We start from the raw sequence: 21,049 nt of genomic DNA, 5'->3' as shown, positions 1-21,049 counted from the left end.
TTCTGATTACATATATTCAGCCATCATAGTTTCAAAGGTCTCACGCGAAGGACGTAAATCTGTTTCGCGATAAGACGCCAAGGGGCGCGTGGGGGCATTGAGCTTCTCTAGAAGAGTTGCCGCCTCCGTGTTCTCGTAGAAGATTCCAGTTAAAACTTCGCCGCTTTTATAGGCCTTACGGATCTCTGCGGTGGCGGCCAAAGGATCTGCAAAGGGACCAACTTCTTTCATGGGCACCTCATGAGCTTTAAGATAAGAATAACTCTTCATTGATTCGTCGTGATTGTTAAACGTAATACAGGGAGACAAGATATCGATGATGGCCGTTCCATTGTGTTGGAAGGCCTTTTGAAGAATCATCGAAAGCTGGGACGGATTTCCGACGAAACTGCGGGCAACGAATCCGCAACCCAGTTCAAGGCTCAAGGTACAAACATCCAAAGTTTCGAAAAGGAAAATTTCACCGTTCTTGCGAGGAGACCGTGGGTCTGCGGTCGGCGAGAATTGCCCCTTCGTCAGTCCGTACACGCCGTTGTTGGCGACCAGATAAACCATGGGAAGGTTTCTTTTAATCAAGTGAACAAACCCCCCGATTCCGATGCTGGCCGTGTCGCCATCACCGCTAATGCCCAACATCTTCAGTTGAGGATTGGCAAGTTTTGCTCCGGTCGTAACCGGGGCCATCCGCCCGTGCATAGAGTTGAAGGCAAAAGACTGGGACATGAAATAGGCGGGCAGCTTGGAAGAGCATCCAATGCCTGACATCTTAGCGACCTCAAAGGGATGAATGCCCAGATTGAAACAAGCATTGGAGATCTGATTGGAAATCAAATCATGGCCACATCCTGTGCACAGAGTGGAGGGACTGCCTTTGTAATCGTTTTTAGATAAAGAAGGAGATTGCATGGGCGAAGTCCTTTCTAAGGTTTTCAGCATTCATGGGAAGACCACTGTGGTATTTCAAAGAAACCAATTTGTTAGCAAGCTCTGGATATTCCATCGCCAAAAGTTGGAACATTTGTCCGTCCCGGTTTTGATCGACAACAAAAACCTTTTGATTTGCTTCAATGAACTTTCGTACTTCCGCCGAAAAAGGCAATGCCCGTACCCGGCAGGTATTCAGAGTCATTTGGTCTTTGAGAAGATCTTTGAGCTCATCAACGATATTATCCAGAGGGCCATAGTAGAGGACGCCGGCAGCGCCTTCTGAGTTCGTCACAATCGGTGCGGGCACCAGAGTGCGAGCGGTTTCCCACTTCTTAGTAAGCCGGTTGGTGACTTCCTGATAGGCCGCTGGATTCTCGGTGTAAACAGCGGCGGCGCTGTGGCCTGAACCGCGCGTAAAGTATGCGGCATTAATGTGAGGAGTCCCAGGCAAGGTTCGTTGTGGGATTCCATCCCCATCGACATCTTTGTAGCGTTCAAACTTAAGACCCTTTTCAAGATCTTCCAAGGTGACGATTTTCCCTCGGTCATAAGGGCGCTCTGGATAAGCCCATTTTTCTTCTGCCCAGACATTCATGCCCAGATCCAAGTCACTTAGGACAACGATCAGTGTTTGCAATCGTTCCGCAAGATCAAAGCAGGTCTGACCGAACTCGAAACACTCGGCCAAAGTTCCCGGGAAAAGGCAGACGTGTTTGGTATCCCCATGGGAAAGGAAGTGCGCAAAGGTGATATCGCCTTGAGAGGTTCGCGTGGGAAGGCCGGTGGAAGGTCCCGTTCTTTGTACATCCCAGATGACGGCCGGAATTTCTGCGTAATAAGCATAACCCGCAGCTTCCGCCATCAGGCTTAGACCAGGGCCCGAGGTGGCCGTCATGGCACGAGCGCCCGCCCATCCAGCGCCCAAAACCATACAAATAGCTGACAGCTCATCTTCGGCCTGGACGATCACATCGCGGGATTTGTTGTCTTCATCGCGAGAGCGAAATTTCTGAGTAAACTCTTTATAAGTCTCAATCACCGATGTGGAGGGTGTGATCGGATACCAGCTCACAAAGGAGCAGCCTCCATAAAGCAGGCCCATCGCCGAGGCTGTATTGCCATCCATCAGAACTTTTTGTTTTGTGAAGGGAAGTCCTTGAGCTTGATAGATCTGGGATTCTGGTGAGAAAGTTTGTGCAAAATACTCCCGTCCTTTGAGGGCGGAGTTCTGATTTAGCGTGAGTGCCGTGGCTTTGTTGTTAAACTGTTCTTCCAGGACGTTGAGAAGAACATCTTCGGGAATTTTTAAGAACGCGCTCACGACCCCGACGTAGATCATGTTACTTGTGAGTTTGCGATACTTAATGGGGACTTCAAGGTCTTCCATCAATTTCTTATAGGGAATGGGGAAAGCTGTTCGACCTTTCAGGTCAAGTCCCTCAGGAAGAGCGGCGTCTTGATCATAGAAAAGAACCGCTTCTGGTGACATACTGGCGACATCTTCAGGCAAAGTTTTTGGATTGTAGTTGATGAGAATATCGGACTTTTCTTTCGCGCCGACAAAACCCTTGCCGTTCACGCGGATGGTAAACCAGGTGGCCATCCCTTGAATATTTGAGGGGAAGAAGTTCTTGGCCCCGACAGGAATATTCATTTTGAAAAAACACTTCATTAGTACATGATTTGCGGTCTGGCTTCCGCTTCCATTGACTGTGGCAATCTTGATTGTAAAATCATTGACGACAGGATTCATAGTCACCTCGGCGCGCATCTTAGTGGAAGTGCAGACAGGGAAGAAGTGATTTTTTGTCCACCCCGGAGGTGGGGTGGAGTTGAAAATTGCCTCTTGAAGTGCGATGGGCCTGGTGAGATAAGAAACCCCAAAATACGAGGTACGCGAAATGAAAAACTTTGAGTCTCCTAATATCTTGAATACAGATGCTCTTCTTACTGAAGAGGAGTTGATGATCCGTAACTCTGTTAGAGAGTTCGTTTCTCACGAGATCATGCCCCACATCGCGGACCACTATGAAAAAGGGTATTTTCCCACTGAATTAATTCCAAAACTTGCAGAGCTAGGAACGCTCGGCGCGACGATCCAAGGTTATGGCTGCGCGGGCGTGAATTACACATCTTATGGTCTGATCATGCAAGAGCTTGAGCGCGGTGATAGCGGCATCCGCAGTTTCGTCAGCGTTCAAGGTGCTTTGTGTATGCATCCGATTGATGCCTTCGGAACAGAAGAGCATAAGAAAAAATATCTTCCGAAGATGGCGTCAGGAGAGTTGATTGGCTGCTTTGGTTTGACTGAGCCCGATTACGGATCAAACCCAGGAGGTATGATCACTCGAGCGCGCAAAGATGGAGATTCTTATATTTTGAATGGTTCTAAGATGTGGATCACCAACGGCGGCATGGCGGGCGTTGCCATCGTGTGGGCGAAAGACGATGCGGGCGATATTCGTGGCTTTATTGTCGATCGTGATTTGCCTGGTTTCACAGTGAGAAATATTGAAAAGAAATTTTCATTGAAAGCATCTGTGACCTCCGAACTTATTTTCGAAGACTGTCGCGTTCCCGCTTCTCAAATGTTGAATGTGAAGGGTCTTAAAGGACCGTTCTCTTGTTTGAATAACGCGCGCTTCGGAATTTCCTGGGGTGTTTTGGGTGCGGCGATGGCTTGTTACGATGAGGCTTTGAATTACGCTTTGACTCGTATTCAATTTGATAAGCCGATTGCCAGCTTCCAGTTAATTCAGGCGAAATTGGCTAACATGGTGACTGAAATTACCAAGGGTCAACTTTTGGCTTTGCAGGTGGGTCGTCTTAAAGACAAAGGTGAGGCTCAGCCTGTTCATATTTCCATGGCAAAAATGAACAATGTGGCCAAGGCGCTAGAGATTGCGCGCGTGGCTCGCGATATCTTGGGTGCCAGTGGTATTACTTACGAATATCAAACGGGCCGTCATATGTTGAATCTTGAAAGTGTGAATACATATGAGGGAACTGAGGATATTCATCGCCTCATCATCGGACATCACATCACGGGGATCCAAGCATTTAGATAGATCCCTCGCATTGGATCTGGAGGAACTAAGAAATGAAACTCTTGTGTGTGGTCATTCTGATGTTTCTCCCGATCTTCTCCAGGGCCGATGAGGTCTTGGTGGCTGTCGCCTCAAACTTTACTCTGCCTATGCAGAAAATCATGGCCGAGTTTCAAAAGGAAACCGGTCATAAGGTGTCCGCCAGTTATGGTTCGACGGGTAAGTTCTATACTCAAATTGTCAATGGGGCTCCTTTTGAAGTTTTACTGGCTGCGGATGAAGAGCATCCTAATAAACTTCTGTCTTCGGGTTTGGCTGAAACCCACTCTGATTTTATCTATGCGATTGGTAAGTTGGTACTGTGGAGCCCCAAAGAGAACTTCATAGATAACCAAGAGAAAGTTTTAAGCGGCAAAGGATTTCGACATCTTTCGATGGCGTCCCCCACGTTGGCGCCATATGGTTTCGCGGCAGAACAAGTCCTTAAAAAAATGGGACTGTGGAAGAAGCTACAGGAAAAAATTATCTATGGGGAAAACATTTCTCAAGCCCATCAGTTTATCGCCTCGGGCAATGCCGAGCTAGGGTTTGTCAGCTTATCCCAAGTGAAAGAGGCGAAGGGCAGTCTTTGGATTGTTCCCCGTGAAAATTACGAGGCCCTTAAGCAAAAAGCGGTCTTGTTGAAAGTTGGCAAAGATAAGAAGGCCGCTCAACAGCTTCTTAAGTTTATTCGTTCCGAAAAGGGACGCCATCTTATTCAAGAGTTCGGATATGAAGTGGATTAGTGGGAGTTATGTCAGAAGTTGTCTTTCTCACAATAAAATTGGCACTTCTGACGACCTTGAGTCTGGTGGTCTTGGCAACGCCTCTGGCATGGTGGCTGGCGCGGACTCGCTCTTGGTTAAAGATTCCACTTTCTGCGCTTGTGACCTTGCCGATCGTGCTGCCGCCCACAGTTTTAGGTTTTTATATTCTAGTGTTGTTGGCACCTGACGGATGGATTGGTGTTTGGACACATCAATATGGATTTGGTCCCAGAGCATTTTCATTTTCGGGACTGCTATTTGGATCCATTATTTACAGTTTGCCGTTTGCCGTTCAGCCTCTCCAAAATAGTTTTCAAGCAATGGGGACTCGTCCGCTGGAAGTGGCGGCCACCTTGGGATTAAATCCCTGGCGGCGGTTTTTTAAGGTGGCGTTGCCCTTGGCGAAGCCGGGATACATATCAGCCATGGTCTTGGTCTTTGCTCACACGCTGGGTGAATTCGGAGTTATCTTGATGATCGGTGGTAATATTCCAGGTCGTACCAAGGTGATCTCCACGGCTATTTACGATTATGTCGAGATGCTTCAGTACGATAAGGCGCATCTTCTTGCTGCAGGTCTTTTGTTGTTTTCTTTTGTTATCATGGTCAGTCTTTACACCTTTCAACGACGGAATGAACGGCCATGGACAAGATAAAAGGCTCTTTATCTTTGCATTATCCCGGATTTTCTCTGGATATGGATTTTGAAATTCCTGGCGCTGCGGTCACCGTGGTGATGGGGCCTTCGGGTTCGGGTAAGTCCACATTTCTAAGATGTCTTGCGGGCTTGGAAAGGTCTCAAGGGGACCTCTATTTTTTGGGAAAGTCCTGGCAGGGGCCTCAGGGGTTCACGCCGACCCATGAAAGAGATTTGGGATTTGTTTTTCAGGATGGAAATCTTTTTCCTCATCTATCTGTCGACGGAAATTTGCGCTTGGGATTAGAGCGAGCTTCCCATCCTCGCTTTGAGCGGGATCATGTGATGGAAGTTTTTGGATTGCACAAACTTCGCGATCGAGACACCCAGTCTCTTTCCGGAGGTGAAAAGCAGCGGGTGGCGATGGCTCGGGCTTTGTTGTCGTCACCGAAGTTGTTGTTGATGGACGAGCCTCTAAGTGCCTTGGACATGCAAAGTAAAAGTGAACTCATGCCATTCTTAGAAAAGATGAAGTCAGAGTTTGCGGTGCCCACCATCTATGTGACTCATTCTATTTTAGAGGCTTCACGAGTGGGTGATTATCTTCTCTTGATGGAGAGTGGTCGTTGTAAAGAGTTTGGCGCGATGGAAAAAGTTTTTGCGAATGACTTTGTTTTACGTGAAGGCTTTTCCAGCTTGCTGGATTTGCAAAGAAGATTCGGCGTGAACCTGTAGGGAGATGGTTGTGGACATTGTCAAAAAGATCAAATCCTTAGAGAGTTTTCACTGTGTGTCGGACGCCACGATTCAAGTGCTGGCCGCGCGGTGCCGATATATAGATGTCGCCAAAGGCTGTTTCCTTTTTCAAAGTAGCCAAAGAGCGGAAAATGTTTATTTCGTTCTTTATGGTTCTTTTAAATTGCAAGATGGTGAAACCTCCAAAGATGTTGTGATCTATGATTTCGCGGGACGTGGCGAGTTTTTTGGAATGATTCATTCCATTTTGCGGGTGCCTACCTATCCCTTTTCGGCGGTGGCGAATGAGGATAGTGCCGTTCTTGAGGTGCCTTTGTCGGACTTCAATGATTTGTTGACCAGATATCCCGATTTTTCAGAGTTGTTGCAAAAGCATATTGCTCAACGTTTTAGTGAGATCGTGCATGACCGTAAGGTTTCGCGCTTTTTGGTCTCGCAAAAGCTGGCCGACTTTTTATTGCGTACTTTGAAAAGACCTTCACTTTCTTGTGGGGGACGCATCACCATTCCTCTGACTCGAGTTGATTTGGCAAAAAAAATTGTCACCAAAGAAGAGACCGTGATTCGCCTGCTCACGGCGTGGACTCGAGAGGGGTGGATCACCACCTGTCACAAACATATTGAGGTACTGGAACCCACCGCACTGGAAAAAATCATTTCAGATGTGGTCCCCAAAGAGGCTTTGGACGAGGTCGTCCTTTCCCGGGGGCAAAACCGTCTACGCTGATATATATCAGGAAATTTTTGTTATCCCCCAGGGGGATGGGCGCATTGGTTCCCATGCTTATCTCCTTGTTATCAGTTAGTTTTCATATAAATCAAGGACTTAGGTCGAGTTTAATACATGATTTCGCTCATGTTTTGGCTCCCATATTCTGTTTAGCTCAAGTCCATGGATTTAAAAGATTTAGCAAATCGTTGGCAAAAAGCACGCCTCAGTGCCTTGGAGCAAGTACGGCAAGACGTTGTTCAGTCTTTGCCCTTGGCTTTGCAAGAGGAACATCTTCTAGAGCAAGTCCCCTCAGAAAAACAGGAAGAGGTTCTTCGTTCGGTTTTTCTAAACAGCCGTAAGCTCGCGCAAAGCTTTTCTCGTCATCACGGTATGGCTTTTGAAATTCATGACTTTCAGGCGCTCGTTCAGCAATCCGAAATCCCTTGTTATCAAGGCACATGGGAGTCTCGTAATAATGCCCTCGTGTTAACTCGGGGGGCGTGTGCTTATGCCTCTGGCGCTAAAGATTTCGCCTGTACTTATTGGCGAGAAGCTTTAGATGGACTTGTGATGGGACTCGGCGAGGAAGAGCGCAGTGCCCGACACGGTTGCGCTCGAATTGATGGCGGCGCCTGTGTCGACGTGCTTTTTACAGAAACTAATCCGGCCCCGGGAAAATCGAAACACTTTGGGGTCATCCCTGCGATGTTGGTGGAAGATCTTAATGAAATCAAAGATCAGTTTCTTACCAGCATGAAGACCGAAGTGGAGTTTGTGGGTTACAGCGCCGGCACACTCTATTTTCATTATCCTAAGGGCACGTCATGTGGCAGTGGCGCCATCTATACATCAGCTCTTTTAAGTAAAATTCAAACAAAACATCCCTATATCAAATTACAAGATATTTCACCTCGAGCCGTTCTAGGAGTGGAATCGTGAAAGGAAAATTGGAGGATCAACAATGAGCGAAGAGAATAAGGGTAAGTTAAGTCGACGTTCCTTTGTTAAGGCGTTGGCGGCATCAGGAGGACTTTTAGCAACGTCCAGTTGGGCGAATGCGGTTCCTTTGCGTTTCTTTAATCCACAAAACATTGAAAACCCGCTGGCCCAATACCCGGACCGTGATTGGGAGAAAATCTATCGCAATATTTTCGCGAATGACTCAAGCTTCGTGTTCTTGTGTGCGCCGAATGACACTCACAACTGTCTTTTAAAGGCTTACGTAAAAAATGGTGTCGTGACTCGCATTGGCCCTAGCTACGGGTATGGCAAAGCGACCGATCTGTATGGCAATCAATCTTCGCATCGTTGGGACCCTCGTATTTGTCAAAAGGGTTTGGCGTTGGTTCGTCGTTTCTACGGTGACCGTCGTGTGAAGGCTCCGATGATCCGTCGAGGTTTCAAAGAGTGGGCAGACGCTGGATTCCCGCGTGATCCCGCGACAGGCAGTCCGGATCCAAAGTATTTCCAACGGGGAAAAGACAAGTGGCTTAGAACCGATTGGCAACAAGCGTATGACTATTCCGCAAAGGCGTTTGAAAATATCGCTTCGAACTATTCCGGCGATAAAGGAGAGCACTTCCTTCACAAGCAAGGTTATGACCCGGCGATGATTGAGGCTCTTGAAAAATCCGGAACGCAAACTATCAAGCTGCGTGGAGGTATGGCGTTCCTGGGAGCGACTCGGATCTTCGGTCTTTATCGTTTTGCGAATATGCTGGCGTTGATGGACTCTAAGATTCGTAATGTTGATTCAACCAAAGCTATTGGCGCTCGGGGTTGGGACTCTTACAGTTGGCATACGGATCTTCCTCCGGGGCATCCGATGGTGACGGGGGCTCAGACCAATGACTTTGATTTATTTGCCGTGGAAAGATCTAAGCTTCTTCTGGTCTGGGGTATGAACTGGATCACGACCAAAATGCCGGATTCTCACTGGATGACAGAAGCACGCTTAAAGGGCACCAAAACCGTGGCGATCACGGTCGAGTACAGTGCCACCGCGTCGAAGGCTGATGACGTTGTTGTGATTCGTCCCGGAACAGACCCTGCGTTTGCATTGGGATTGGCGCAACAAATTATCTCGAAAAAACTTTATGACAAAGAATTTGTCGAAACCAAAACAGATCTTCCATTCTTGGTTCGTCTGGATACTTTGAAACCTTTGCGGCCTGAAGACTTCATCGCGGACTTCAAAGAGCCGACGCTGCAATCCATGAAGTTCTTGAAGAAAGGTGAAAAGCCTCTTTCGGGACTTGAACAGCGAGACCAGTTTGCTCCTGAATCCATGAAGGATGATTTCAAATCCTTCGTGGTCTTTGATAAGAAGAGCAAGAAAATGCGTCCGGTTTCCCGTGATGAGTACGGAAACCACTTCCAGGGAGTGGAGCCCGAACTGGGCTATCGCGGATCGGTCAAACTTCTTGATGGAAAAACTGTAAAGGTTCGCTCGATCTTCAATTTGACGGAAGAGTACCTCAACGAAAACATGACTCCGGAAAAAGTCGAGCTGATCACGGGAGCGCCGGCTAAAGCCGTTGTTTCTTTGGCCAAAGAAATTGCAGCTAACAAAGAGCTCACTTCCTTTGCGTGCGGCATGGGGCCGAATCAATTCTTCAATGCGGATCTAAAAGACCGAGCGATCTTCCTGGTCGCCGCATTGACCAGAAACGTCGGTTTCCCTGGAGGAAACGTCGGAAGTTATGCTGGAAACTATCGTGCGGCTTTGATCGGGGGGGAACCCGTTTATGCGGCGGAAGATCCATTCAATCTGCAACTTTCAAAAGGTGGCAAGGTCAAGGTTGGCAAATACTCTCACTATGAATCCTTGCATTACTACAACTACGGGGATCGTCCCTTGCGCGTGGGCGACAAGCTCTTCACTGGAAACGGTCACATGCCAGTTCCGACAAAAGCGATGTGGTTGAACAACTCCAACTCCGTTATCGGTAACGTGAAATGGCATTATGATGTTGTTCACAATACGTTACCTAAAATTGAGTTCATTGCTTACAGCGACTGGTGGTGGACGGGTTCTTGTGAGTACGCCGATATCGTATTCGCTTGTGACTCCTGGGCCGAGTTTAAACATCCGGATATGTGCGGTTCTTGTACCAATCCGTTCTTGCAACTCTATCCTGAAACACCGATGCCTCGCGTTTTCGACACCAAAGCAGATATTGAAATCATCGCCGGGGTTTCAAAATCACTTGCAAAAGTCACGGGCGACTCTCGTATGTCGGACATGTGGAAGTTCGTCTATGACAACGACACTCACGAGTATCTGCAACGAATCATCGATGCCTCCTTCACATTGAAGGGTTACAACATCCATGATCTTGAGAAGAAGGCCAAAGAAGGTATTCCGGCCTTGATGAACAATCGTACTTATCCTCGCGTGTCTTCTTATGAGCAGGCGAAGTCCGAGATGCCTTGGCATACGAAGTCAGGTCGTTTGGAGTTCTACCGTCATGAGCCAGAGTTTATCGAGCACGGCGAGAACATGGTCGTGTATCGTGAGCCAGTGGATTCAACACCTTATGAGCCGAACGTCATCGTGGCCCAAGGGCATGAGGCTCTTCGTCCAAAGCAGCCGAAGGAGTACGGTCTTAGTGCTTCTGATACGAGTGTTGAAACCCGTCAGGTTCGTAACGTCATGAAGACGGCGGAAGAACTGGTGCAGTCAAAACATCCTCTGAAGTTGAAGTTGTACACTCACGTTTATCATACTCCGAAATATCGTCATGGAGCCCACACGACTCCGGTAGATACGGATATGAATGCCGTGTGGTTCGGTCCTTTCGGGGACGTCTATCGTCATGACAAACGCATGCCGGCGGTTGTGGAAGGATATGTGGATATCAACCCATTGGATGGCAAGGCGCTGGGTGTGGAGGACGGTGACTACGTTTATGTGGATGCCGATCCATCAGATCGTCCTTACCGAAATTGGAAGAAGGGCACTGAGGAGTATAAGATCTCCCGCTTGATGTTACGCGCCCGTTATTACCCCGGCACTCCGCGAGGAATTGCGCGCACATGGCATAACATGTACGGCGCGACTTTCGGAAGTGTGAAGGGGCAGGAGACCCGTCAAGATGGATTGGCGAAGTCGGCAGAGACCAACTATCAGGCGATGTATCGCGGAGGAAGTCACCAAAGTGCGACTCGCGCATGGCTTCGTCCGACATTGATGACAGAAACTTTGGTTCACAAAACCATGTTTGGACAAGGTTTGGAAAAAGGTTTTGCTTCAGACATTCACTGTCCAGTGGGGGCTCCTCGTGAAGCCTTCGTTAAAATTACCAAAGCTGAAAGCGGTGGAGTCGGTGGTCAGGGACGCTGGAGACCAGCCTCTTTGGGATTCAGACCGACGTATGAGAATCAGGCCATGAAGGAATACCTCAAGGGCCGTTTCATGAAGAGAAAGGGATAATCGATGGCACGCGTGAAGAATTGGCAAATCAATCGGGAGATGGACTATCCATACAGTGAAAGTCGCCCCAAAAAGCAATGGTCCATCATTTTCGACTTAAATAAATGTATCGCCTGCCAAACTTGCTCCTTGGCCTGCAAAACCACATGGACCAGTGGTAAAGGTCAAGAGTACATGTTCTGGAACAACGTTGAAACCAAGCCCTACGGAAGTTATCCATTGGCTTGGGACGTAAAAATTCTGGAGCAGTTGGGTCAACAGGCCTGGAAGGCCAAAGAGCCTTATTATGGAAAAACTATTTTTGAGGCGGCAAAGCCTACGGAAGTGGTGGCTCACTTTCATCCTAAAGACGAAGACTGGATGTATCCCAATGTTGGTGAGGATGACTGTGCGGGCAATGTGCCTCATGGTGACCATATAACGCTTCCGCATGATAAGTGGTTCTTCTATTTGCCGCGCACATGCGCTCACTGTACTTACCCTGCGTGTTTGGCTTCTTGCCCTCGTAAGGCGATTTACAAGCGTGAAGAAGATGGCATTGTGCTTATCGACCAATCTCGCTGTAAGGGTTATGGCGAATGCGTGCGCGCTTGTCCATATAAGAAATCCATGTACAACACCCACACTCGTGTCAGTGAAAAGTGTATTGGTTGTTTCCCGGCTGTCGAGCAGGGGTTGCAGCCGATGTGTGTGCAGAACTGTATCGGAAAAATTCGTATCATGGGTTTTGTGAATCCTCCTTGGAAGATGCGCAAAAACAATCCGATTGATTATCTGATTCATGACCAGCAGATTGCGTTGCCTTATTACCCGCAGTTGGGTCTTGAGCCGAATATCTACTACATCCCGCCGATTCATGCGGATCGTGAGTATCTGACTCAGATGTTTGGTCCCAATGTCGATCAAGCGATCGAACGCTATAAAAAATTAAAAGACGATCCGGTGACTCAAGGTCTGTTGGTGTTGATGGGAAGTACGGATCGCATCATGCACAGCTTTGATGTGAAAGACGGAATTGCTTACGGCTATGACGAAAAAGGGGATGAGGTTGTTCGTGTTCCCGTGACTGAGCCATTTATTGAACGAACTGCTTACGATGCGAATCTTAAGTCGCTTCGAAATAACACCCCTTAAGGAGAAGAAGACATGAAATTCAAGGTGCTATTTCTATTGTTGATGATCCCCGCCTTTGCACAGGCTGGGGACATCATGGTGAAAAAAGTGAAAGAGGATTTCAGCAAAGGGCTGGATCCCTACGCGGCCTATTGGTCCCAAGCTCCAGAGGTCGAGCTGTCTTTGATGGCTCAGCCGATGATGAAGCCAAAACCTGAAAAACCAGAGACGTCTCAGTTGACGGTGCAGGCACTTCATAATGGAAACTATGTGGCCTTCCGACTGCGTTGGAAGGACAGTGAGAAGTCCGAGGCTGGAAAGCTGGGGCAGTTTTCAGACGCGGTGGCCTTGGAGTTCCCGGTCAAGAGCAATGAAAATCCTCCATCGGTCATCATGGGCGAACCCGGAAACCCCGTGCATATGTTTCATTGGCGGGCTCAGTATCAATACGACGAAGAACATGGAAAGAAAGATGTGAAAGACATCTATCCCAATCTCGCCGTGGATGCTTATCACATGGATTATGCTGACAGCGGCAAGTGGAAGGGCGCCACTCAAGATCAAAAAGAGGCCTACATGCATGGTATGGCAGCGGGGAATCCTCAGTCTTTTGCCAAAAAAGCAGTCGATGAAATCATGGCGGAAGGCTTTGGAAGCTCTGCGGTTCGTAAGGACCAGGACTCGTTTGCCAAAGGGGAATGGAAGAACGGTGAATGGACCGTGGTAATTTCTCGCGCTCTCAAGAGAGACAAGGGATCTGTTTTGGAAGAGGGTAAATCGAGCTCTGTGGCATTTGCGGTATGGCAAGGTGGAAAAGACGAAGTCGGCTCTCGCAAAGCCCTGACCTTGTTTTGGACACCACTTAAAGTGGAGGGAAATTAACATGGAAACCTTAGCTACGAATCCGGCGTCTTTTGTTTTGGCATCATTGCTAACCTCCTATCCAGATCAAAATTTTGAGAACTATGTCGGGCTTCTTTTGAAAGAAGAGGCGGTGAATCTTCCGGAGAGTTTGAACAGTCAGGTAGAGCAGATTCTGCAGACTTCGGACGTCGATGATTTGCGGTCGTTGTATATTGATATCTTCGAGCGCGGTCAGAGTGTGAACTCTCCCTATGAAACGGAATATGGTCGTCATCGCGCTATGGCCAAAGGTCAGGAGTTGGGGGACATCGCCGGATTTTATAAGGCTTTCGGATTTGAGTTGGAAACAGAAGGCGAAAATCGGGAGATCTTAGATCATGTTTCTGTCGAGCTGGAATTTTATTCTTTGCTTTTGATGAAACAAAATTACTTTGCGGAAAATGAGAACTCAGAAGCTGCGGAAATCATCTTGGATGGTCGCAAAAAATTTCTGAATGCTCATTTAGGTCGCTTTGTCAGTGCGATCGGACATCGCCCCGGTGTTGTTGAAAATCCTTACTTCAAAGAAGTTTATGGCTGGGTGAGTGATCTGGTAGATCAGGAGTGCACACGATTGGGTATTCAACCTGAGAAGACAGATTGGATTGAATCCCAGAAGAACGAAGAGACCGCGAACTGCGGAGCGACTTGTAAATAAAAATACTCCGAGTTCCTGAACCTAAGGATCTCTAGGGTTCAGGAACCGTTGGGCTGTTTGGGAAACGAAACAGCCTCCCGCGTTTGGAAAGGAGAATCATGTCTTTGGCTTTAAACGACCCACAAGGTCGTCAGTTTCGCTATCTGCGTTTGTCAGTGACTGACGTTTGCAATTACCGCTGTGCCTATTGTTTGCCGCAGGGATATAAGAAATGTCAAACTTCGCAAGAACTGACGTTGTCTGAGATTGCTCGGCTGTTGCGGGCCTTTTCTGTTTTATCTTTTAAAAAACTTCGCCTGACAGGCGGAGAACCCACGTTACGAGACGATCTGCCCGAGATAATCCGTGAAGCTTCATCAAGTGGCTTTCAGGTAGGTTTGACCACGAATGGCTACCGTTTGGCTCAGAAGGTTCGTCGCCTCAAAGAGTCCGGTCTTTCTTTGCTCAATGTGAGTTTAGATTCAATGAGTCCCCAACGCTTTAAGATGGTTACGGGAAAGGATGAGCTTACAAACCTCCAGCGAGATCTTGATGAGGCCCTGACTTTGGGTTTTGAACGGATTAAGATTAATACCGTTCTTCTGAAGGGTTTGAACGATGACGAGTTCCCTAAGTTTCTAGAGTATGTAAAGCAGCGACCTATCACACTTCGGTTTATCGAACTGATGCCCACGGAACAGAACAAAGAGTTCTTTCATCAGCACCACACTCGTTCAGATCTTTTCGTAAAAGAACTGAAAAGCCAGGGCTGGAAAGAAAACAGCAAAGATGCCAATTCGGGGCCTGCGACGGAGTATTCTCACGAAGAATTTCTGGGAAAAATTGGATTTATCTCTCCTTATGCTGAAAATTTTTGTGCTCAGTGCAATCGTCTGCGCGTCTCAGCGCGAGGAGACTTGCGTCTATGTTTATTCGGAAAAGGAGAGGTGTCTTTGCGTGACTATCTGCAAGATGATGAGTCACTCAAAGAGCTCGTTGGATTTATTCAAAACACGTTGCATTTAAAACCAGTTTCTCACTCTTTGCATGAGGGTGACTATGGCGACATGCGAACACTATCGACCTATGGAGGATGATGTGTCGGGTTCTTACAATATGATTGATGTTTCAGAAAAAGTTGCGACAGAAAGAAAGGCCTTGGCTACTGGAAAGATCTATATTCAGTCGGGGATCATTCGTAGGATCGTCAATAAAGATATGCCCAAAGGGGACGTGCTGGCATTGGCCGAGGTGGCAGGCATCATGGCGGCAAAAAACACGTCACAAATTTTGCCGTTGTGCCATCCTCTTTTGTTGGAATCGGTAAAGGTGCGCTGTCTTCCTGCGCAGGATCACATTGAAGTTCAAGCCCAAGTAAAATGCCAAGGGAAAACCGGCGTTGAAATGGAAGCCCTCTGTGCCGTGAACGCCGCTTTGCTTTGTATTTATGACCTAACTAAAATTGTCGAACCCGAGATGACTCTGGGGGAAATTCAACTTCTTAGAAAAGAAGGTGGAAAGTCCGGAGTGTGGGAACCCCGCAGCCGTCGTCAGGCCGAGTCCTGTGGAGTGAAGCCGTCGCTGGAAGGAATTTCATCGGCAGTTTTGACCTTGTCAGATCGTTGTTTTGCGGGAACAGCGACAGACTCTTCCGGCCCCGTGATCGTTGATTGGTTGACGACGCGTGGGGCTCAGTTTCGGGAACACTGTGTTCTATCGGACGACAAGGAAGGCATGAAGAAAAAAATCTTAGAGTGGCGGGATCAGGGGGTTGCCCTGGTCATATTGACCGGTGGCACTGGTCTGAGTCCGCGAGACAACACTCCAGAGGCGCTGCTTGAAATTGCCGACCGTGAAGTCCCTGGTTTTGGAGAACTGCTAAGAATGTCGGGGGCGAAATACACGCCGATGTCCTACTTGAGTCGCTCCATCACAGTTCTAGTTGGTGCCACCTTGGTGGTTTCTTTACCCGGCAGTGCTAAGGCCGTTACCCAAGGGTTGCAAAGTTTGGAAGGTCTTTTGCCTCATGCCATCCACATATCTCAAGGAAAAAATCACGGAGGAAGTCATGTCCATGATCGCTTATCGTGAAGCCATTTTGAAAATTCAAGAGGCGGCACAAAAACGACCTCTTCAAGAGGAGAGAGTTCCGTTGTTGATGGGAGTGGGGCGAACTCTTACCGAAGATCTCTTTTCTTCTGAAAATCTTCCCGCAAAAGACAATTCGGCGATGGATGGGTTTGTCGTTAGATCCGAAGAGACCTTGACGGCCACTCCAGAGAAACCCTGTCTCTTCCCCGTTTTGGGATATGTCGCGGCGGGGGATGCTTTCGTTCAAAGAGACGACTTGGAGGGGGGAGTGTACGGAATCATGACCGGAGCTCTGTTGCCTGAGAGAGACTTCGATGCGGTTGTTAAAGTCGAAGATGTTGAAGTCTTTTTTGATGGAGGGATGTCATTTATTTGCGTGAAAGCCCCGGTTCCTAAAGGAAATAACGTGCGCCCTCAAGGTTCTGATTTTTTAAAGGGTGCGCGAATCTTAAAGCGCGGTCACAGCCTGCGCCATGAAGACGTCATGGCCTTAGCATCTTTGGGCTACAGCGAAGTTTGTGTATTTAAAAAGTTAAAAGTCGGGGTCATCTCAACAGGGAAAGAGGTGGTGCCTTATGCTACGGCGATGGTCACCCCGCAGCAGGTGCGGAACTCTTCAGCGCCCTTTCTGCAATCTTATTTTTCGTCCCTAGGTTGTGACGTTGATATCTTTGAGCAAAATGAGGACAGCCCTCAAAAGTTTCATCAGAAGTTTCAAGAGCTGCTCATGAACAACTATGACGTTCTTCTTACAACAGGCGGTGTCTCAATGGGAAATTGGGATTATGTGACCGACGCTTTGAGTGAATTGGGCGTCAGGACCGAATTTCATAAAGTTGCAATCAGACCTGGAAAGCCTTTGTTGTTTGGAGTGCATGAAGAAACGAGGACAGCGGTTTTTGGTCTACCCGGAAATCCTGTTTCCACGGCGGTCGGTGCTAGTTTTTTCGTAACACCCTATTTGAAAACTCTTCGCGGGGAATCGACTCAACGAGCTCTTAATATCCCCTGCAGTCACGCCATCAAAAAGCCTCAAGGACTGCGGTGCTTTTTTAAGGCGCGCATCGAATGTGACAACGGTGTTTCTCGCGTAAGAATTCTTCCGGGCCAAGGGAGCTATATGCTGCATTCCTTGTTGGAGGCCAATTGCTGGGCGGTTCTTCCTGAAGAGGGAGATTTTTTGGAAGAGGGAGCAACCGTCGAGGTTCACCCTTGGGGAGGACGAGATTTATGAAAATTGATATAAAGCTCTTTGGTCAAGCCAAGGACTACTTTCCCACTTCGCATTTTCAAATAATGAGTGAAAAGGAGTCCCTCACGGTTGCCGAAATTAAAATGAAGTTGATCAGCCAAGCATTACAGCCCGAAAAATCGCGAGCTCTTATTGAGGACTCCGCGTTGGCTACGGAAGTTCGAGTCTTACAAAACCATGAACAAATAACCTCCGGCGGAGTGATATTTGTTCTGCCGCCTGTTTGCGGAGGCTAAAAGTGGGATTTATTCACTGTGAAATCACTCACGAGGTTTTATCGCCAGCAAAAAGCTGGGACCTTCTTCAAAACAACACCCAAGGCGCTATCATTTGGTTTTTGGGAAATGTCCGAGATCACAATGAAGGGCAGAAGGTCACGGCGATTACTTACGAAGGGATTTCCGTCTTAGGGGAAAACACACTAAAAAAAATCTGTGAGGAGTGCCATGACAAATGGGGACCGGATTTAGACTTTGTCGTCGTCCATCGTGTGGGAACGCTGCTGGTGGGCGAAACAAGCATTATTATCGGAGTCGCGTCTCCTCATCGCGTGGCGGCTTATGAGTCGTCTCGTTACATCATTGAACAAATAAAATTGCGTCTTCCTATTTGGAAGAAAGAACACTACGCCAGCGGCAAAGAGGCCTGGCTCAGAGGAAACTCTTTAAATGGATAAGGTGAAGGCTTTGGTTTTAGCAGGTGGAAAATCGTCGCGCATGGGGCGGGATAAGGCCTTGCTGTATTACCGAGGTCAGAGGTTGATCGATGTGATGGTTGATCTTCTTGAGTCTCTAGTCGGGGATGGCTCGCGGGTTTTAGTCAGTGGCAACGTGGCTGGATATTTGTGTGTACCTGATGAACATCCGGAACAAGGCCCCTTGGAAGGTCTTCGTTGCGCCCTCCAAGAGATCGAGAATGGAGAAGTTTTGTTGGTCACGCCCGTGGATATGCCTCTTCTGACCAAGACTTGTTTGGAGGAACTGTTGCGAGACGCCTGCGTGATGAAAGATTTTATTCGTTTTTCTGATTCGGAACTTCCTTGTGTTTTCGCTGTCTCTGCAAAATTGCGCGAAGTCCTTTGCGGTGTTTCGAGTCTTCAAAAAAGCCAACGGTCTTTTCGTCATCTTTTTCTTCAGCTCGAAGGCGAAAGCCGAACCTGTTCAGATCCAAAAGCACTTTGGAATACCAATACCCCCGAAGAGTGGGAGGAGGTTTTAAATGAATCTAAGATTGGACAGTAAAGATATTCGTATTCGCTTGAGCGAGCGAGAGTGGAGTGCCTTGAACGAGCACAGGCAGCTTCAGCAAAAATTCGATTTAGGTCTAAAACAAGATCTCGCCGTGACACTGCGTCTTTCAGATCACAATGGGTATGGTGCCGAGAATTTTCAAGTTCATATTTTTTTGGATCAAGCGGCACTGCAAAAGCCTTTGCGTAAGAAAGACCCCTATTGGATTTATGTGAATGAAAAAGGAGTTCAACTTAGTTTGGATGTGGATATTATTCCCGAGGAGAAACGATAATGGAAAGTCGTTACTTAAGACAGATTGTTCTTCCTGAAGTGGGCGAGGCGGGGCAAAAAGCGTTGTCGCAGGCCAAGGTCTTAGTTGTCGGGGCCGGGGGCCTGGGAGGTCCGTGCCTTCAATATCTAACGGCGGCCGGCGTGGGAACAATCGGAATCGTTGATGATGATGTTGTGGATATTACCAACTTGCAAAGGCAGGTCTTATTTTCAACCAATGACCTGGGTAAAGCCAAGGCCCCGATCGCGGGCACGACGTTGGGCGCTTTGAATCCTCATGTTAAGTTTCAGATTTTTCAAGAGCGTCTGACCTCGGAAAATGCCTTAGAGATTTGCTCTTCCTTCGACATTGTTGTGGATGGCACCGATAATTTTAATACCAAGTTTTTATTGAATGATGTTTCTTTGATTCTAAGAAAGCCATTAGTCTATGGATCTATCAGTCGTTTTGAAGGGCAGGTTGGGATCTTTGATGGACAAAATGGCCCGTGCTATCGATGTCTGCATCCCGAACCACCACGATCGCAAATTGGAAATTGCGCCGAGCAAGGTGTTTTTGGTGCTGTGCCTGGGGTGGTGGGCTCCGTGCAAGCTCTCGAAGTTTTAAAATGGATTCTGTTTCAAAAGAATGGGCAAGAAGACGTTAAGCCTCTGATTGGTAAAATTTGGTGCGCCGATTTTAAGACTATGCACTTTCACACGTTGTCCTTGTCTTGTCGCTCGGAGTGTCTTTGTTCAAAATCCGAAAGAACTCTTCCGGCAAGTAAATCTGCGGAGGTCTGTGGAGTTTCGCTTCAGAAAACATGGCAAGACTACTTCCAGAGTTCTCCACGGCCTTTGTTGTTGGATGTACGTTCCGCGGAAGAATATGAAGAGTATCATCTGCCCGAAGCTTTGTGGGGTGCGCAGGACCCAGGGCGTCTTTCGAAAAACAGAGAAATCTATGTCTATTGCAGTTTGGGAGTCAGGTCATTGCAAGCTTGTCAGGACCTCAGGGCCCATGGCTACAAAGCCTTTTCTATTAAAGGAGGGCTGGCCAGCTTTATTGAAAATGAGAAACTAACAATTATCTGAATGAAAGTAGAAGGAGCTGACTGTGAATCACTTTTTTAAATTGATCGTTTTACTCCTGTTGGCCGGGAGTTGTGTTAACGCCAAAGTGAAAGTGGATAATCCGGAAAAGTTTGAAAGCAAAGAGCTGGTGATTTCCGGTGAAGTTCAAGAACCGTTGAAGCTGGGAGTGACTGAACTAAAGAAATTGGACGCGAAAACCTTGGTTTTGGATCCGAAAGCCTGCATGACAGGACAAAGCAAAAGAGCAGAGGAGTCCTATCGTGGAATTCTACTTAAAGATCTTTTGAATAAAGCCGGAATTTTGGCCAAAGCCCATAATGATGTAAAGAGGATCGTGGTGATTGCCCGCGCGACAGACGGCTATACGGTGGTGTTTTCCTGGGGAGAACTGTTTTTGTCCAAGGTCGGAGAAGGAGTCATGGTGGCATTTGAAAAGGACGACAAACCTTTGAAAACTGAAGAAGGAAAAATAGCTCTAGTATCCATCAACGATAGTCAAAACTCCAGACACATTCGCTGGTTGTCCTCTATTGAAGTACATAAGTTATAGATATTTTTTTGAGAAGATTTATTAAGGAGATTTTTATGAATTTGTTTAAAGGTACTTTGGTATTTGCTGTGATCGCGATGATGTCAACGGCGCAAGCAGCACTCAGCGGCATCGAAGCGGCAAGATTTCGTGAATTGGTTGAGCCGATTATCTATTCTCCCAGTCATGAGATTCCAAAGTCGCTGACCTATGCTCAGTATGTTGAAAAGAAGAATGTTCCCAAAAATTTTAAAGTGCGAGTCGAAGCTTTGCGTGTGGAAATGTTAGAGCAGCTTGTGTCGATCTACCCCTCACTCTGTCGTTCTGATTTTGAAGACGTTTTGACCGACTGTTTGTCGCCACTTCGTGGGTCTGAGTATTACTTGATTTATGATGGGGGAAAAGTTTTGGGATTTGTTTGGATTGGCTATGGGGTGGATGTTACTCCGGCGGGGCTGACTTCAGCTGACAGTGTGGCTTATCGCTATATCGTGGATCGAACTGGGCATGTAGTTCAGAATGGCTACTTTGTGCTGGGGAAGCTCTAAAGAGTCTTCTATCCCGGGTGTCCCGGGTTTTCTTTGCAAAAAAAAGGTCCGGGAGCGTT

The 21,049-nt window shown here is 47.6% G+C and carries 22 protein-coding genes and 1 riboswitch; of the genes, 20 read left to right on the top strand and 2 right to left on the bottom strand.

Annotation, left to right across the window (positions count from 1 at the left end; all coding sequences use genetic code 11):
* Window positions 1–6: 6 nt before the first annotated feature.
* On the bottom strand, window positions 7–906 hold the full coding sequence (locus tag ACM64D_RS16055) for a thiamine pyrophosphate-dependent enzyme (RefSeq protein ID WP_415064252.1): 900 nt from the start codon (window positions 904–906) through the stop codon (window positions 7–9).
* A complete protein-coding gene (locus ACM64D_RS16050; RefSeq protein ID WP_415064251.1) occupies window positions 884–2,680 on the bottom strand; it encodes a 2-oxoacid:acceptor oxidoreductase subunit alpha in 1,797 nt (598 codons plus the stop codon). The genes ACM64D_RS16055 and ACM64D_RS16050 overlap by 23 nt, the downstream gene beginning before the upstream one ends.
* Before the next feature lie 148 nt (window positions 2,681–2,828).
* On the opposite strand from ACM64D_RS16050, the gene ACM64D_RS16045 reads away from it, so the two are divergent.
* The 20 genes from ACM64D_RS16045 to ACM64D_RS15950 all read left to right on the top strand — a co-directional run bounded on the left by ACM64D_RS16045 (window position 2,829) and on the right by ACM64D_RS15950 (window position 20,990).
* Window positions 2,829–3,995 carry an acyl-CoA dehydrogenase family protein gene (locus ACM64D_RS16045; RefSeq protein WP_415064250.1) on the top strand — a complete coding sequence of 389 codons (1,167 nt, stop codon included), beginning with the start codon at window positions 2,829–2,831 and terminating at the stop codon, window positions 3,993–3,995.
* Between the two features lie 32 nt (window positions 3,996–4,027).
* Entirely contained in the window at window positions 4,028–4,759 is a 732-nt protein-coding gene (modA, locus tag ACM64D_RS16040; protein WP_415064249.1) for a molybdate ABC transporter substrate-binding protein, read from the top strand.
* Between the two features lie 8 nt (window positions 4,760–4,767).
* Window positions 4,768–5,436, top strand: coding sequence for a molybdate ABC transporter permease subunit (modB, locus tag ACM64D_RS16035; protein WP_415064248.1), 669 nt, complete (start codon window positions 4,768–4,770; stop codon window positions 5,434–5,436).
* Window positions 5,424–6,152 carry an ATP-binding cassette domain-containing protein gene (locus tag ACM64D_RS16030; RefSeq protein ID WP_415064247.1) on the top strand — a complete coding sequence of 243 codons (729 nt, stop codon included), beginning with the start codon at window positions 5,424–5,426 and terminating at the stop codon, window positions 6,150–6,152. The genes modB and ACM64D_RS16030 overlap by 13 nt, the downstream gene beginning before the upstream one ends.
* A gap of 10 nt (window positions 6,153–6,162) precedes the next feature.
* Window positions 6,163–6,900: a Crp/Fnr family transcriptional regulator gene (locus ACM64D_RS16025; RefSeq protein ID WP_415064246.1), complete on the top strand. Its 738-nt coding sequence runs from the start codon at window positions 6,163–6,165 to the stop codon at window positions 6,898–6,900.
* Window positions 6,901–7,065: 165 nt separating this feature from the next.
* Window positions 7,066–7,824: a hypothetical protein gene (locus tag ACM64D_RS16020; protein ID WP_415064245.1), complete on the top strand. Its 759-nt coding sequence runs from the start codon at window positions 7,066–7,068 to the stop codon at window positions 7,822–7,824.
* 22 nt (window positions 7,825–7,846) lie between these two features.
* Window positions 7,847–11,320 (top strand): molybdopterin-dependent oxidoreductase, encoded by a 3,474-nt coding sequence (locus ACM64D_RS16015; protein ID WP_415064244.1) that lies wholly within the window; start codon window positions 7,847–7,849, stop codon window positions 11,318–11,320.
* A 3-nt stretch (window positions 11,321–11,323) separates the two neighbouring features.
* Complete coding sequence (locus tag ACM64D_RS16010) at window positions 11,324–12,454, top strand: 4Fe-4S dicluster domain-containing protein (protein WP_415064243.1); 1,131 nt, start codon at window positions 11,324–11,326, stop codon at window positions 12,452–12,454.
* 12 nt (window positions 12,455–12,466) lie between these two features.
* Window positions 12,467–13,315 carry an ethylbenzene dehydrogenase-related protein gene (locus ACM64D_RS16005; RefSeq protein WP_415064242.1) on the top strand — a complete coding sequence of 283 codons (849 nt, stop codon included), beginning with the start codon at window positions 12,467–12,469 and terminating at the stop codon, window positions 13,313–13,315.
* 1 nt (window position 13,316) lies between these two features.
* Window positions 13,317–13,994: a molecular chaperone TorD family protein gene (locus ACM64D_RS16000; protein ID WP_415064241.1), complete on the top strand. Its 678-nt coding sequence runs from the start codon at window positions 13,317–13,319 to the stop codon at window positions 13,992–13,994.
* A riboswitch (molybdenum cofactor riboswitch) is annotated at window positions 13,988–14,105 on the top strand. (Overlaps the previous gene by 7 nt.)
* Entirely contained in the window at window positions 14,093–15,070 is a 978-nt protein-coding gene (gene moaA, locus ACM64D_RS15995; RefSeq protein ID WP_415064240.1) for a GTP 3',8-cyclase MoaA, read from the top strand. (Overlaps the previous riboswitch by 13 nt.)
* Window positions 15,033–16,064, top strand: a complete 1,032-nt coding sequence (moaCB, locus tag ACM64D_RS15990) for a bifunctional molybdenum cofactor biosynthesis protein MoaC/MoaB (RefSeq protein ID WP_415064239.1) — start codon at window positions 15,033–15,035, stop codon at window positions 16,062–16,064. Before moaA ends, moaCB begins: the two co-directional genes overlap by 38 nt.
* Window positions 16,042–17,298: a molybdopterin molybdotransferase MoeA gene (locus ACM64D_RS15985; RefSeq protein WP_415064238.1), complete on the top strand. Its 1,257-nt coding sequence runs from the start codon at window positions 16,042–16,044 to the stop codon at window positions 17,296–17,298. The genes moaCB and ACM64D_RS15985 overlap by 23 nt, the downstream gene beginning before the upstream one ends.
* Window positions 17,295–17,552: a MoaD/ThiS family protein gene (locus tag ACM64D_RS15980; RefSeq protein ID WP_415064237.1), complete on the top strand. Its 258-nt coding sequence runs from the start codon at window positions 17,295–17,297 to the stop codon at window positions 17,550–17,552. Before ACM64D_RS15985 ends, ACM64D_RS15980 begins: the two co-directional genes overlap by 4 nt.
* A gap of 2 nt (window positions 17,553–17,554) precedes the next feature.
* Window positions 17,555–17,992 carry a molybdenum cofactor biosynthesis protein MoaE gene (locus ACM64D_RS15975; RefSeq protein WP_415064236.1) on the top strand — a complete coding sequence of 146 codons (438 nt, stop codon included), beginning with the start codon at window positions 17,555–17,557 and terminating at the stop codon, window positions 17,990–17,992.
* Entirely contained in the window at window positions 17,985–18,557 is a 573-nt protein-coding gene (locus ACM64D_RS15970) for a molybdenum cofactor guanylyltransferase (RefSeq protein WP_415064235.1), read from the top strand. Before ACM64D_RS15975 ends, ACM64D_RS15970 begins: the two co-directional genes overlap by 8 nt.
* Window positions 18,535–18,840, top strand: coding sequence for a hypothetical protein (locus tag ACM64D_RS15965; RefSeq protein ID WP_415064234.1), 306 nt, complete (start codon window positions 18,535–18,537; stop codon window positions 18,838–18,840). Before ACM64D_RS15970 ends, ACM64D_RS15965 begins: the two co-directional genes overlap by 23 nt.
* On the top strand, window positions 18,840–19,913 hold the full coding sequence (locus tag ACM64D_RS15960; protein ID WP_415064233.1) for a ThiF family adenylyltransferase: 1,074 nt from the start codon (window positions 18,840–18,842) through the stop codon (window positions 19,911–19,913). Before ACM64D_RS15965 ends, ACM64D_RS15960 begins: the two co-directional genes overlap by 1 nt.
* A 22-nt stretch (window positions 19,914–19,935) precedes the next feature.
* Window positions 19,936–20,463 (top strand): molybdopterin-dependent oxidoreductase, encoded by a 528-nt coding sequence (locus tag ACM64D_RS15955; RefSeq protein ID WP_415064232.1) that lies wholly within the window; start codon window positions 19,936–19,938, stop codon window positions 20,461–20,463.
* A 35-nt stretch (window positions 20,464–20,498) separates the two neighbouring features.
* Window positions 20,499–20,990 (top strand): hypothetical protein, encoded by a 492-nt coding sequence (locus ACM64D_RS15950; RefSeq protein ID WP_415064231.1) that lies wholly within the window; start codon window positions 20,499–20,501, stop codon window positions 20,988–20,990.
* Window positions 20,991–21,049 lie beyond the last annotated feature (59 nt).

The sequence above is a fragment of the Bdellovibrio sp. genome, assembly GCF_047637665.1.
In the GTDB taxonomy this organism is placed as follows: Bacteria; Bdellovibrionota; Bdellovibrionia; order Bdellovibrionales; family Bdellovibrionaceae; genus Bdellovibrio.
This window is presented reverse-complemented; position numbering and strand designations above follow the sequence as displayed.